Genomic DNA, 13,399 nt, shown 5'->3' with positions numbered 1-13,399 from the left:
CAAATAACTCACGTAAAATGGTCTCTTTGGTGATCGAATAAAATAAAATATACCGATAAGAATCTCCCGACTCATCCCTGCGATGAGTCTTTTTTAAACTTAAGCTATGCTAAACCTTACACTTTAAAAGTTTAACAGCTTTTGTCCAGCCCTCATTAATTCGTTTATTTGTAATTTAATACTTATATTCTCGCTTGATATAACTCGTATGAACGCGAATATAGACTTGTGTTTATATCATTATATTTCTATATTTATGTTTATATACCGCTATTATTAGGCTTTAATATTATACCTAATGTGTATTTAACCAAAATACTTTAAAAAAGTGTAGCCTGACCCCGTTTTTTTTGGGTGCAAAAAAGTGCACCTCGGGGTGCACTTTTGTTTAAACTGTGTTCATCATGCGTTTGTTTTGCTTTTGTTTCGCATATAGTTTTAGTTTTATTATTCTTCATTTTTTGGGGTATGGCATATTTCTGATGATGGGCATCCTGAGCAGCCACAGCCGCATGAGTTTTCTCCGGCTTTTTTCTTTTTGGCTCTGGATCTTAGTATTAGTACTACTGCTAAAAGTAGTAAACCACCCACTATTATATTCCCCATATTCTGCTGGATAAAATCTATCATCCTTTATCTCCTGTGTTTTTAATCTATAATCTGTGTTTAAGACTAAGTTTTATTTATTCAATATCTTAACTTACACCGAATACTATACTGTTTTAGCCGGTTTTAATTTTCCGACTGCTTTTGCAGGTTTAAATAGTCTGTATAACAGGAATGCAAGAACTATGAATGCAATGGCTGTATATATTGTAAATCCGCCGCCTTGGAATAATAGTCCTACTTGGTATACTATTAATGATACTGCGTAAGCGAATAAAGTCTGATAAGCTACTGCAAATAATGTCCACTTAGCTGAGTTCATTTCTCTTTTTGTAGCTCCTATTGCAGCAAAGCATGGCGCACATAGTAAGTTGAATACTAAGAATGAATAAGCTGCAAGCGGTGTGTATACGGCTCTAATATTGTTCCATATTTGCCAACCGTTCTCTGCTACTTCATCAAATCCACCAAATAGTACTCCAAATGTTCCAACTACGTTTTCTTTAGCTATCAGTCCTGTAACTGTTGCGACTGCCGCTTGCCAGTTACCAAAGCCTAATGGTGTGAATATCCAAGCTACGGCATTACCGATATTTGCAAGTATACTGTCATTCATATCTACTTTTCCGAATGCTCCGTCTTGCCATCCATAATTTGATGCTGCCCATACAAATATTGTTGCAAGCATGATTATGGTACCGGCTTTTTTAATAAATGACCATCCTCTTTCCCATGCAGACTTAAGTACATAAGTAATAGTCGGGATATGGTATGATGGTAATTCCATTACAAATGGAGCTGGATCTCCTGCAAACATAAAGGTCTTTTTAAGCATGATACCTGAAACTATTACAGCTGCGACGCCTATAAAATAAGCACTTGGTGCAACCCACCATGCTCCACCGAACATAGCGCCTGCAATCAATGCAATAATCGGAAGTTTTGCTCCACATGGTATAAATATCGTTGTGATGATCGTCATCTTCCTGTCTCTATCGGACTCTATTGTCCTGGATGCCATTATACCCGGAACACTACATCCGGTACCTATCAGCATAGGAATAAAAGACTTACCTGACAGACCGAATTTTCTGAAGATTCTGTCCATTATAAAGGCGATCCTCGCCATGTATCCACAGCCTTCTAAAAATGCCAAGAATAAGAATAATACTAGCATCTGAGGTACAAAACCAAGCACAGCTCCAACTCCGGCAACTATACCGTCCAGAACCAGTCCCTTAAGACTTTCTGAGACTCCCATATTGTCAAGCATACCTTCCACAAGAGTAGGAATGCCCGGTACCCATGTGCCGTAATCACTGTGTTCTGGTTCCTGTACTTCCTTGGCTTCCAAATAATCACTATGCGCTACATCTAAGACTTCTTCAATATTTCCTTCGTCATCTCTGACTTCTGCTTTTGCAACTAAATCTTTCGCTTCAGATGCTTCCAAGCCTTTTTCTTTAGCTGCCTCTTCGAATGATTCTATTTTATTTTGTGTCAATTCATATTCTGAATTCACTTCTTCATATGCCGCCGATCCTCTGCCGAACAAGAAATATCCGTCTCCGAATAAGTTATCATTAGTCCAGTCTGTTGCCCAAGTTCCAACAGTTGTTACCGAAACATAGTATACTATAAACATAACGACCATAAAAATCGGAAGTGCAAGTATTCTATTGGTAACAATTCTATCTATTTTATCAGAGGTACTAAGCTTTCCGGCGTTTTGCTTAATATAGCAATTATCTATCATGCTTGCTATATACTCGTATCTTTCAGCAGTGATTATACTTTCTGCATCATCATCGAGCTCTTCCTCGGCTTTAATAATATCCTCTTCTATATGTTTCAATCTATCTACACTTAGATTCAGCTTTTCTCTTATCTTTAAATCTCTTTCAAAAAGCTTGATTCCATACCATCTCTGCTGCTCACTTGGCAGATCATGAAGTGCGTATTCTTCTATATGTGCAATTGCATGCTCTACTGTACCGCTGAATCTTCTAACCGGTATGACTTTTTTCTCTTTTGCAGCTTCTATAGCCATTTTAGCTGCATTTTCGACACCATCACCGTTCAATGCAGAGATTTTTACTACTTTACAATTAAGTTCTTTCTCCAGTTTCTCTTCATTCAACAAATACCCGGTTTTAGCCATGACATCAGCCATATTAACAGCTACAACCACCGGTAAACCAAGCTCTGTCAACTGCGTTGTTAAATATAGATTTCTCTCTAAATTCGTTCCATCAACTATGTTTAAAATTGCATCGGGTCTTTCTTCAACTAAGTAATCTCTTGATATTACCTCTTCAAGAGTGTATGGAGACAATGAATATATCCCCGGTAAATCCACTATAATTACATCTTTATTGCTTTTTAACTTTCCTTCTTTTTTCTCAACTGTAACTCCCGGCCAGTTTCCAACATACTGATTTGAACCGGTAAGCTTGTTGAATAATGTCGTTTTACCACTATTTGGGTTTCCGACTAAAGCTATCCTAATTCCCATATTTATTCTCCCCTTTATTAGCTATAACTAACCAATGTGTAAAATTACACAACTTCAATCAATGCAGCATCACTTTTTCTTATTGATAATTGATAATCTCTTACTTTTACTTCTATAGGATCTCCCAATGGAGCTAACTTTTCGAGTTTAATCTCTGTCCCCTTCGTTATGCCCATATCCATTATCCTTCTCTTAATGGCTCCTTCTCCATGAAGTTTAGCAACCTTTACCGTCTCACCAATTTTTGCGTCTCTAAGCGTTCTCATCATACCCCTCCTTTACTACACCATAATCTTCATTGCCATGTCCTTATTTATGGCAACTCTAGACTCTTTTACCTGAACGATTATGTTCCCTTCGATTGAGGATATAACAGATACGACATCACCCGTTATAAACCCTAAATTTTCGAGATGTTTTCTGACTTCAGCAGTGCCACCTATTTTCTGAATGACATAATTATTACCCATTTCCGCAAATGCCAATGGTATCATGTTAAACCTCCTTTATGATATTATTTAATGGTGATTTACCGATGTAGTAAAATAAAGAATACAAATATGCATAATGTTTAATTATGCAATAAAGAATAGATTTAAAAATACGAGTATGTACTACACCTGTCTGATAACCATTATCATATACACATATAGGTTAGCACGTACTAATTGAATTGTCAATACTTTATTTTCATATATATTGTAAATGTATGGTATAATAATAATTGAGTAAAGATGATGGTTAATAATGATTCGCATTATTAGTAAACAATAAGGGGGATTGTTGTATATGAAACTTATGGAATCTGCAGAAAACTATTTGGAAACAATATTGATTCTTAAAAACAGAAACGGAAATGTGCGCTCTATTGATATTGCAAATGAACTGGATTTTTCAAAAGCAAGCGTAAGTGTAGCAATGAAAAATCTCAGAGAAAAAGAGTGTATCACCATGGACGATTCGGGATTTATTGAGCTGACCGACAGGGGACTCAAAATCGCCAATATGATATATGAAAGACATATCATCATAAGTGACTGGCTTCAAAGTTTAGGCGTAGATGAAAAGACTGCTACGGAAGATGCATGCAAGATTGAACATGTTGTAAGCGCAGAAAGTTTTGAAGCATTTAAAAGGCATATACAAAAAGAGGACAAATAGGATTAGCTTGTGAATAAACAGTTTAGTAGCGATTTAAATCACTAGAAGAAGAGTGACTGATTGTTGTGAAAAGTCAGCAATTCTTGTGTTCTCAGTACGCCTAATATTTGGACAATTAATAGCAACCCAATAATCTTTGATAATTAAAAGGGGGTATTTAATGACATCAAAAATTACTACTATTGTAATCATAGTATTCTTTGCATGGCAAGCATACAGCGAAAGAAAAGTTAAGAAGCATGAAAATCCGGACATCTTTCAATATTTAAAGGAGATGGAATTGCGATTATATGCTATTCTTATGATAATTTTAATAAATACCCTAAATAATTAGAAAAACGCCTTCAGCTATAAACTAACTGAAGGCGTTTTATTTTAATAACTTACATAATTTAGTGGATCTTGATGAACTCCATCTATTCTAATTTCAAAATGTAGATGTGGCCCTGTTGATAGACCGGTAGTACCTACATAACCTATTATCTGTCCTTTTTCTACATACTGACCTTCCCATGCTGCATACTCAGACATATGAGCATAAAGTGAAGTAATACCGTTGCCATGATCTATAATAATACAATTACCATAACCACCGTTTTCTCCTGAGAAAATTACAGTTCCGGACTGAGTAGCTACTATCTCTTCTCCTGTTCCAGCACCTATATCCAGCCCCAGATGCTGTTCCATAGTACCTCTGATAGGATGTACCCTAACTTCAAAATAGTCGGTTATATATCCGCAAGTAGGTACAGGCCACTGATATCCTGTAGTATCAACAACTTTTTCAGCTCCCAGTGATACACTTTCATCTGATACATAAGATTTTTTATTGCTTTTAGTTTCGATTATACTATTCTCTACCGCACTAGAGATACTGTTTTCTCCACCAACTATATATATCTTGTCATATTTTTTTACCGTCTCAAGAAGTCTTTCAGAAGCATACTCTCCATTAACAAGCATAAGCTGTGCTTCCCATAACCTCAAGTGCACCGCCCGCTGAAAGAGCATCCGCGAAATTTCCGTCTCCGGCAATGATTAAATTCGACTTTCTAGGCATGGTTTCAAAAATCTTTAAAGCATTAAACTCAGTATTACCTGTATTTATTCTATAAGTATTTTCATGAGACTCTACAGCATTCTCACCAACTACATATTTAATATTGAAATCCGGTATTGAACTTACACCATCACTTAATTTAATAGCCACATTTTTTGGTTTAAGGAAATTAGTAGATATCAATGCGTCCTTGTAGTCTTGCCCCGAAACTACTGCAACGGTATTAAGACCTGCATAATTGGCAACAAAATCAGAGGTTGCGTATCTATTTCTACCTGCCAATCTTTTTACATTGTATGTATCCCTTAAATTATCCTCAATGTCTTTTGAAACAGAGTTTTCACCACCGACTATAATTACATTAGACACTCCAAGTCTATTAAACTCGCCCCTCAACACTTCCACATTAGCAGAAATATAAATTGGCGCACCTATCTGTGCCGAAAGTGAAGTAGCACTTATCGAATCCGGAAAAGATTCTCCATTTATTACTATAGCCGAGTTTGCCCAACCGAAATATTGGTTTAATTTTAATGAGGTTTCATATCTATTGCTGCCACTTATCCTTATTACTTCACCGTCTGCACTTCCTATTACAGGAATTAAAAGTAACGTCGTAACAAATAACAATAGAATCGCCCGTTTTATTAATCGCTGCATCTGCTTACACCTCTTTATTACAATTTGATTACAAAAAGATTACAAAATGATTACAATATAAATTATAGCCGAGCATATTTTTGGTGTCAATTTTAAAATAATTAATTTCCAACTTTTTAAAATTTGTTACAATAAAGTAACAAAAGCAGCTCCAGCTGTCTCTTTAGTCTAAATAAGTATTTTGCCATTCTTTTACTACTCATCTACTCTATGAGCTTTTATAAGTCAAAAAATCAAATTGTCCGTTCAATATAAATCATTAATTATATTACGATAATGAAATAACTGGACGCAAGTCCTCATTTCATCGCATCCCACACGCATGCCTACCACCATAATCAACTTATATCAATATCTAATCCATGGATTCGCTTGATATTTTTAGACTTATCGTATAAGAGTCTTTTAGCAGATTTAATCATTTTTTAGCATGTACTTTCCCTTAGAACACAAAATGAACTGGAATATGGTGGTAGAAGTCCTTGATGGCCTCCCTATGACGAGGGAGGTGGATTTGTGAAGCAAATTCGGAGGGAGAGAAAACCCAAGGCTGCAATTACGTATGCCACATTGTAGTAACCTAAACTGAAAACCTATATGACTACATTGGTCTTGTAAACAAACGTGGAAGTGGGGCACTTCCTCTACCTCTTTCATAGGCTTTATTGATGGGTTGGGTAGTCGTGAGAGATTAGGGATAAGTCTGAAATATAGCAGTAGAATTCTTCGCATTCCTCTTTGTGTATCTCTCCCTCAGTCAACCAAGTTGACAGCTCCCTCGTCAGATGGAGCCTAAAAAAAATAAAGCGACATCTTCACGTCGCTACTTTAAAAATTTAACCTAATACTCAAAGACAAAAACCGGTGAGTTTGCTTCACAAACTCACCGGTTTATAATTAAATCTCAACTTCCCCACATTCAATAATCTTATTCGTCGTTCTGATTGCACACATTTTTCCGCACATTGAGCAGCTATGCATATCTTCGGGGAGTTTGCTTTCGAAATAGTTTCTAGCTTTTTCTCCGTCTATTGCGAGAGCAAACATCTTTTCCCAATCAAGTGAATTTCTGGCTCTACTCATCTCATCGTCGATATCTCTCGCTCCCTTTATTCCCTTTGCTATATCTGCGGCATGAGCAGCAATTCTGGAAGCTATTATTCCTTCTCTTACATCAGAGTAATCCGGTAGTCTCAGATGCTCTGCAGGTGTTACATAACAAAGGAAGTCAGCTCCATGGCTTGCTGCAATTGCTCCTCCTATCGCAGCAGTGATATGATCATAGCCCGGTGCAATATCAGTTACAAGAGGTCCTAAAACGTAGAAAGGTGCTCCATGGCATAATTTTTTCTCGATCTCCATATTTGCAGCTATTTCGTTAAGAGCCATATGTCCCGGTCCTTCAATTAAGACTTGCACTCCATGATCCCAGGCTCTTTTTGTCAGAATTCCAAGCTCGATAAGTTCAGAAATCTGAGAGGCATCTGAACTGTCATGTAAACAGCCCGGTCTAAGTGAATCTCCAATGCTTATGGTAACGTCGTATTCTCTTAACAACTCCATTAATCTGTCATAGTGCTCGTAGAAAGGATTCTCGTTTCCCGTCATTTCCATCCATGCGTATATGAGTGATCCGCCTCTTGATACGATATTTGTAATTCTTTTGGTTTCTTTAAAATAACTTAATGTTCTGCGGTTTATTCCGGCATGTATGGTCATAAAATCAACACCTTCTTTAGCTTGGTGTTCTATGACCTTAAAGAAATCATCTACTGTTATATCTTGAAGTTTCTTTTCAAGGTAGCCAATAGCATCATACATCGGTACTGTTCCTATCATAAGTGGAGTTTTTTCAATTAATTCTCTTCTAAAGCTTGCAGTTTTCCCGTAATTACTAAGATCCATTATGGCATGAGCTCCAAGCTTTTCAGCCAATTCTACCTTCTTCCACTCTTCCTCGTATCTGTAGTCATCCTTTGAAACACCGAGATTTACATTGATTTTCGTCTTTAGACTACATCCGACTCCCTCTGCGCTCAGCGATTTATGGTTGATGTTTGCAGGGATTGCTATAGTCCCCTTACTAACTCTTTCAAGTAACTCTTCTTCACTAATGCTCTCCTTTTCAAGTACCATTTTCATCTGAGGTGTCGTGATACCTGCTCTTGCCGCTTCTATTTGTGTCTTATACATATAATCCTCCATTTGATTTTGGGATCATCTTATTTCAGTCCACGATTATATTTTCGGTCCCTTAAATTTCAATTAAGGAAGTAATTACACTTTTAATCACTGAAATAAAAAAATCCCCTTTTTGAAAAGGGGAGCATGCAAAAAAGTTAAAATTTCAATGCACGATATAATATCTGTTCCCTACGTTGGCATTATCCAAATCAGGTACGGTCGAGGCATAGCCTCCTCTCAGCCTTTCACAAGCTCCCGGTTATTTTCTATTCTATAGTATCACTTAATAACCATTATTACAAGTAGCTAATAGTTATCATTTAGCATATTAGATATTCATAATATATTTAACAATGACTAAGCTGTCAGATAATTTCATCCCAAAATTCCGCCCGAACAATAAAAAAGCTGAGATTTCTTTTTATGTACATAAAATCATCAGCTATAAGAAGTACTAATCTCCTTTTGTCATCAAATTAATCACTCATCTATTAATTTCTAAATCTAATTCCCCACTTCGTACTCTTTCAACCAAATCTAAAACTTTGTTTTCTATCTTGTCTATAACCTCTTTAAAGACTGCATCGGATTTTCCTGAAGGATCGTCCAGTCCCCAATCTTCTGTATAGTACTTATAAGGTAGTACCGGACAGACCACATTACAACCCATCGTGATAATTATTTCAACTTCGGGTATTTCATTTAACAGTTTTGGAGTCTGTGTTTCTTCCATATCGATTCCATGAAGTTCTTTCATAATTCTCACGGCATCTTCATTTATATTGTCCTTAAGCTCAGTTCCTGCCGAGTATGCATCAAATACATCCGAACCATGTTTTTTTGTCAACGCTTCGGCAATTTGACTCCTACATGAATTGTGTACGCAGATAAAAGCTATTCTTGTTTTCATAAATCTCCTCACCCTTAAATCTTCTTTTCCAAATACACCATGTCCTCTAATAATACTCCATTTTCATATATGGGCAGGTCGTAGTTATTCGTAAAAAAGTCTTTTATTCTATAGACTTCTTCAAAACCACATTTTTTATAAAACGGGATTGTAGTCTCGCTATCACCCGTCCCTACTCTAAGTACGGAAAATTCTCCAGCGTATTCGCTCTCGATATATTCGATTAGCATTCTCCCATATCCCCGCCCATGGAATTCAGGATACACAGCTATACTCTTTATCACAAGTACGCCCTTTCCTTCATCGGTAACAACACATAGAGCCTTTACTCCGCCATCTTCAAATAGGTATAGTTCACCTCTATCGATGTACTTGTCTATTATGCTCTCCTGTTCATCTGCCAATAGAAGTAGGTCTAAGTATCTCTTTTTATTTTCTTTTATTTCGGTGATTTTCATAGACTTAATCCTTTGTGATTCTATCTTCACTATTTGTGCAATTCGCCACACTTATAAGATTTTTGCATAGCAAACTGCAATTTCCCAATCATTTACTCTTGATTTCCTATTTCTATCTCAAATCCATTTCCTCTGATTATTTCTGCTGCCCTTTCGGCGAAGTTTCGATTTGCACCCCAACTGATGTTGAATATACCATCACCTCCACCAAATCCGACAACATCGGCTATTTGTTCTTCCGGCGATTCAGAAAGCATAATAGTGAGTCCCGCGTAACTACCTGTTCTAAAATAAAACTTTTCAAAGCACATTAAAATAACTGTCAAATCACCTGCTACCCTTCCGGTTTTTGTAATCAAATCTGCTCCTATTTGATTTTCTAAAATTGCAGATAATTCTACTATACTTATACTATTATTGCCTTTTAACTTCATATTTAATCCCATTATATACCTCCATAACTTAAGACAAAAACTCTATTATATCCTTGTAGACATCTAATCTATTATCCTCGTTTAAAATCTCATGTTTCATATTCGGGTAAACTATATTCACAATTTCACTATACCCGACCTTTTTAAGCGATTCGATAGAATCATTTAAACCGTTCTTTCCTCCGGTAATCGGATCATCTATACCCGATATAAATAAAATTCTTAAATCAGGATTTTTAAACTTATAGGCATCGATGTTATGAATTTCGTCAACAGCAGTAAACATTGTTATATTTCCATTATTGGTATACTTGAATCCGCATAGAGGATCCTTTGCATACTCCTGTTTATTTAATTCATTATAACTAAGCCAGGAGTCATCATGACCCACCTTATTGAGTCCCGTGATTATCTTGTTGAATGAAGAACCTCCGGTAAAAGCAGTTATGAGTTTCGATATTCCCAATCCCAACTTAACTATCCCCACATAATTAGGAGCCCCTGACAATATAAGAGCTGTATATGCATCATCATAATCCTGGATTAATTTCCTGGAAATCATTGAACCGAATGAATGACCGAATAGCATCACCGGTACTCCTGGGTATTCGTCATCTATATATTTCCTTATAATCTTCATATCTCCGATGATTTGATCGAGACTATCCACATGCCCTATGGGATATGAATTGTTGATTGACTCTCCATGTCCTCTTGTATCAGATATCACTGCAGCATACCCTGATGATGCAAGAAACTTACAAAATTCATCATATCTGTTTTTATGTTCAGAGGCTCCATGAATAATATGAAATACCCCCTTGGGGTTTTCGATTCGATAATCCCTAAGTGCTAGTTCCAAGCCGTCACCGGCAATAATCTTTTTCTCTATCATTTTAATCACCTATATTAATTCTCTCTTCTTAAAGAAGTATAAGCAAGCAGCTGTGATAAATATACTAAATACTATTACATATTTATAACCATGTTCCCAAGACAGCTCAGGCATGTTTTTAAAGTTCATACCATACCAACCGACCAGTAGTGTCAGTGGTAAAAACACCGTTGCAACCACTGTGAAAATCTTCATAACTCTATTTAAATTTATGTCCATTTGAGCTTGATAAGACTCCCTGACCTGAGCAGCATATTCACGAAGGAGCTGAATATTTGAACTGTATCTGTTTAGCCTATTCTCCATAAACTTAAAATACTTTATATCCTTTTCGTTTAGAATCTCGTTGTCGTTTTCTACGAGGACCTCGCAAAAATCGACCAATTGTTCATAGTTTCCATATAGCTCAAGGAGCACATGATTGAGTTCAGATATTTTTATTATGGTCTCCTTTTGAAGACTTTCACTAAGCACTTCGTTGTCCAAGCTCTCAACATCTCCCCTAAGAGTTTCGTATATCGCCACATGGCTCGATATCAAGTTTTTAAGGAAATTATTGATAAATCTACCCGGAGAGGTCGACTCAAACCCACTATTTACTGCAAAATTAAAAGCACGTTTAATCGAACCGTCCTCATCCTTTATATCGATAATTACAAACCGATTTTTTTCAATATAAATACCTATCAAGTCCCTCTGCCCAAAGATATCATCCACATTAATTATATTTATAGTTCCGAAAGTATATTTGTCGTGAACTATCAAACTGTTTTGTAAGAGTTTTAATTCCGTGCTGAATACTTTATAGATTCTCTCAGGGATATGTAGTATTTCATCATACTTTTCCAAATCATAAAAATCAATATAACCTACATAGTAATCCTCATCTTCAAGTTTGGCTTGGAATCCGCCCAACTTGATTTTTTCAAATCCGGTTTCCGTATCAAATTTGTAAATATCAGTCATTTCGGCCCCTCTTTTCTCTATGACTTTTTTCTATACTCCACGATAACTCTCTTTAAATCATCAAAACCATCGATTCCAAACTCTTCCGTTCTCTTTAGGACTATGGGTTTTACACCCATTTCTCTACATGCTTCAATCTTATCTAAAAAACCACTATTCTCTCCACTTTCCTTCATGACCATGTACTCAATACCAAAATTTTCAATCATTGCAATATTGAATTCCTTTGTAAAGGGTCCCTTCATACAGATGACATCATCAGCTGAAACACCTGCTTCTTCAGCTATCTTTAAACTATTAACCAAGGGAAGGATTCTATAGGTATGCCTGCTTTCTCCCCTCACCCTTTCAAACTTTGGGATATCCTTTGAACCCGTTGTAAATAGTATGTTTCCGGTAATCTCATCTATTTTAGACAATAAATCGTCCATAGACTTTTCGATTATAGCATCTTCACTCTCGGCAGAATTCCTTATATAGCGAATATACCTTGTCCCCGTTTGATTTGAAGCCACAATGGCATTTGAGCTTACTTCTAATGCAAAGGGATGCGACATATCAATTATTAGACCGATTCCGTATCCTTCTATAAAACCCACCATCTCTTCAGCATTCATACGTCCTGTAATAACTTTGGCATCCTGTATAAGGCTCTTACCATACTGTGTTGTAACCGTTATGATAATATCATCGGTATCTTTAAGACCACTTAAAAACTCCCTCGCTTCTGAAGTACCACCTATAATCCAAATCATTTATTCTCATATCCCCTTGGCGTTACTATTTTGCCATTAATAATTCTTGTATTTGTATTGCCCACGATTACCAAACTCAGCATATCCACACTTTCATAATCTATCGAGCACAAATCAGTGATAATAATCTCCGTCCCCGCCCTACCGGCATTTCTAACTATTCCTACCGGCGTCTTGGGATTTCTGTGCATTGCAATAATATCAATTGCCATCTTTAAATTATCGGGTCTTTTCTTTGATCTGGGATTATATATCCCTATTACAAAATCACCTAGAGCCGCGTATTTAAGCCTCTTTTTTATCAATTCCAAAGGTGTTAGAAGATCTGAAAGACTTATTATCGCAGTGTCATGCATCAGTGGTGCTCCCAGTTCTGCTGCTGCAGCAAAAACAGCACTTACTCCCGGAACGACAATTATTTCGATTTTTTCAATAAGTCCAAGCTCTTCAGCAATCTCATAACATGGACCAGCCATCCCGTAGAGACCTGCATCTCCGGTGCTTATTATGGAAGTAGTTATCCCTTTGGCAGCAGACTCAACAGCATGAGTGCATCTTTCTATTTCCTTCATCATACCGCTTGTAAATATGCTTTTTTCATCCAAATCCACTACATCCTTCACATAATCCAAATACGGTGTATAGGCTGTGATAAGTTCAGAATCATTAAGAGCATTTATTGCATCCCCGGTAATAGCTCCTGTACCTCCGGGACCAATCCCGATAATATATAGTCTGTTCATTAATTCTCCTTGTTTGATTTCTAGTATTATAATCTATAAAGCTAAGCACAGT

Annotated in this window: 16 protein-coding genes and 1 riboswitch; of the genes, 2 read left to right on the top strand and 14 right to left on the bottom strand. The window is 36.6% G+C overall.

Annotated elements, in window-relative coordinates; translation table 11 throughout:
* Positions 1–447: 447 nt before the first annotated feature.
* From VZL98_00955 to VZL98_00940, 4 genes are all read right to left on the bottom strand, one after another.
* The gene (locus VZL98_00955) at positions 448–630 is read right to left on the bottom strand and encodes a FeoB-associated Cys-rich membrane protein (protein WVH63554.1); all 183 of its coding nucleotides are present in this window, start codon (positions 628–630) and stop codon (positions 448–450) included.
* An 82-nt stretch (positions 631–712) separates the two neighbouring features.
* Positions 713–3,121, bottom strand: coding sequence for a ferrous iron transporter B (locus VZL98_00950; GenBank protein ID WVH63553.1), 2,409 nt, complete (start codon positions 3,119–3,121; stop codon positions 713–715).
* 44 nt (positions 3,122–3,165) lie between these two features.
* On the bottom strand, positions 3,166–3,387 hold the full coding sequence (locus tag VZL98_00945) for a ferrous iron transport protein A (protein ID WVH63552.1): 222 nt from the start codon (positions 3,385–3,387) through the stop codon (positions 3,166–3,168).
* Between the two features lie 15 nt (positions 3,388–3,402).
* A complete protein-coding gene (locus VZL98_00940; protein ID WVH63551.1) occupies positions 3,403–3,615 on the bottom strand; it encodes a FeoA family protein in 213 nt (70 codons plus the stop codon).
* A gap of 295 nt (positions 3,616–3,910) precedes the next feature.
* Between VZL98_00940 and VZL98_00935 the strand changes: the two genes are divergently transcribed.
* Both VZL98_00935 and VZL98_00930 read left to right on the top strand, forming a co-directional pair.
* Positions 3,911–4,282: a metal-dependent transcriptional regulator gene (locus tag VZL98_00935; protein WVH63550.1), complete on the top strand. Its 372-nt coding sequence runs from the start codon at positions 3,911–3,913 to the stop codon at positions 4,280–4,282.
* Positions 4,283–4,442: 160 nt separating this feature from the next.
* The gene (locus tag VZL98_00930) at positions 4,443–4,616 is read left to right on the top strand and encodes a hypothetical protein (protein ID WVH63549.1); all 174 of its coding nucleotides are present in this window, start codon (positions 4,443–4,445) and stop codon (positions 4,614–4,616) included.
* A gap of 41 nt (positions 4,617–4,657) precedes the next feature.
* Here VZL98_00930 and VZL98_00925 read toward each other — a convergent pair whose 3' ends face one another.
* From VZL98_00925 to cobJ, 10 genes are all read right to left on the bottom strand, one after another.
* Entirely contained in the window at positions 4,658–5,245 is a 588-nt protein-coding gene (locus VZL98_00925; GenBank protein ID WVH63548.1) for a M23 family metallopeptidase, read from the bottom strand.
* The gene (locus VZL98_00920) at positions 5,235–6,002 is read right to left on the bottom strand and encodes a cell wall-binding repeat-containing protein (protein WVH63547.1); all 768 of its coding nucleotides are present in this window, start codon (positions 6,000–6,002) and stop codon (positions 5,235–5,237) included. The genes VZL98_00925 and VZL98_00920 overlap by 11 nt, the downstream gene beginning before the upstream one ends.
* Positions 6,003–6,899: 897 nt before the next feature.
* Positions 6,900–8,195, bottom strand: a complete 1,296-nt coding sequence (gene thiC / locus VZL98_00915; GenBank protein ID WVH63546.1) for a phosphomethylpyrimidine synthase ThiC — start codon at positions 8,193–8,195, stop codon at positions 6,900–6,902.
* 160 nt (positions 8,196–8,355) lie between these two features.
* A riboswitch (TPP riboswitch) is annotated at positions 8,356–8,455 on the bottom strand.
* 215 nt (positions 8,456–8,670) lie between these two features.
* On the bottom strand, positions 8,671–9,096 hold the full coding sequence (locus VZL98_00910) for an arsenate reductase ArsC (GenBank protein WVH63545.1): 426 nt from the start codon (positions 9,094–9,096) through the stop codon (positions 8,671–8,673).
* Between the two features lie 14 nt (positions 9,097–9,110).
* Positions 9,111–9,584, bottom strand: a complete 474-nt coding sequence (locus VZL98_00905; protein ID WVH63544.1) for a GNAT family N-acetyltransferase — start codon at positions 9,582–9,584, stop codon at positions 9,111–9,113.
* Between the two features lie 62 nt (positions 9,585–9,646).
* On the bottom strand, positions 9,647–10,000 hold the full coding sequence (locus tag VZL98_00900; GenBank protein WVH63543.1) for a DUF6054 family protein: 354 nt from the start codon (positions 9,998–10,000) through the stop codon (positions 9,647–9,649).
* A gap of 16 nt (positions 10,001–10,016) precedes the next feature.
* Complete coding sequence (locus tag VZL98_00895) at positions 10,017–10,883, bottom strand: alpha/beta hydrolase (protein WVH63542.1); 867 nt, start codon at positions 10,881–10,883, stop codon at positions 10,017–10,019.
* 9 nt (positions 10,884–10,892) lie between these two features.
* A complete protein-coding gene (locus tag VZL98_00890; protein WVH63541.1) occupies positions 10,893–11,849 on the bottom strand; it encodes a CorA family divalent cation transporter in 957 nt (318 codons plus the stop codon).
* 17 nt (positions 11,850–11,866) lie between these two features.
* Complete coding sequence (gene cobK, locus VZL98_00885; GenBank protein ID WVH63540.1) at positions 11,867–12,604, bottom strand: precorrin-6A reductase; 738 nt, start codon at positions 12,602–12,604, stop codon at positions 11,867–11,869.
* Positions 12,601–13,347, bottom strand: coding sequence for a precorrin-3B C(17)-methyltransferase (gene cobJ, locus VZL98_00880; GenBank protein WVH63539.1), 747 nt, complete (start codon positions 13,345–13,347; stop codon positions 12,601–12,603). The genes cobK and cobJ overlap by 4 nt, the downstream gene beginning before the upstream one ends.
* Positions 13,348–13,399 lie beyond the last annotated feature (52 nt).

This window comes from Peptoniphilaceae bacterium AMB_02 (genome assembly GCA_036321625.1).
Lineage (GTDB): Bacteria > Bacillota > Clostridia > Tissierellales > Peptoniphilaceae > Microaceticoccus > Microaceticoccus formicicus.
The sequence above is the reverse complement of the archived record's forward strand: the minus strand, read 5'-3'. Positions and strand labels throughout refer to the sequence as shown.

Coding starts and splice junctions, on each gene's coding strand:
- VZL98_00945 (WVH63552.1), bottom strand. CDS start 3,387: ATGAGAACGCTTAGAGACGCAAAAATTGGTGAGACGGTAAAGGTTGCT.
- cobJ (WVH63539.1), bottom strand. CDS start 13,347: ATGAACAGACTATATATTATCGGGATTGGTCCCGGAGGTACAGGAGCT.
- VZL98_00925 (WVH63548.1), bottom strand. CDS start 5,245: ATGCTTGTTAATGGAGAGTATGCTTCTGAAAGACTTCTTGAGACGGTA.
- VZL98_00935 (WVH63550.1), top strand. CDS start 3,911: ATGAAACTTATGGAATCTGCAGAAAACTATTTGGAAACAATATTGATT.
- VZL98_00900 (WVH63543.1), bottom strand. CDS start 10,000: ATGGGATTAAATATGAAGTTAAAAGGCAATAATAGTATAAGTATAGTA.
- VZL98_00950 (WVH63553.1), bottom strand. CDS start 3,121: ATGGGAATTAGGATAGCTTTAGTCGGAAACCCAAATAGTGGTAAAACG.
- VZL98_00955 (WVH63554.1), bottom strand. CDS start 630: ATGATAGATTTTATCCAGCAGAATATGGGGAATATAATAGTGGGTGGT.
- VZL98_00895 (WVH63542.1), bottom strand. CDS start 10,883: ATGATAGAGAAAAAGATTATTGCCGGTGACGGCTTGGAACTAGCACTT.
- VZL98_00930 (WVH63549.1), top strand. CDS start 4,443: ATGACATCAAAAATTACTACTATTGTAATCATAGTATTCTTTGCATGG.
- cobK (WVH63540.1), bottom strand. CDS start 12,604: ATGATTTGGATTATAGGTGGTACTTCAGAAGCGAGGGAGTTTTTAAGT.
- VZL98_00890 (WVH63541.1), bottom strand. CDS start 11,849: ATGACTGATATTTACAAATTTGATACGGAAACCGGATTTGAAAAAATC.
- VZL98_00910 (WVH63545.1), bottom strand. CDS start 9,096: ATGAAAACAAGAATAGCTTTTATCTGCGTACACAATTCATGTAGGAGT.
- thiC (WVH63546.1), bottom strand. CDS start 8,195: ATGTATAAGACACAAATAGAAGCGGCAAGAGCAGGTATCACGACACCT.
- VZL98_00920 (WVH63547.1), bottom strand. CDS start 6,002: ATGCAGCGATTAATAAAACGGGCGATTCTATTGTTATTTGTTACGACG.
- VZL98_00940 (WVH63551.1), bottom strand. CDS start 3,615: ATGATACCATTGGCATTTGCGGAAATGGGTAATAATTATGTCATTCAG.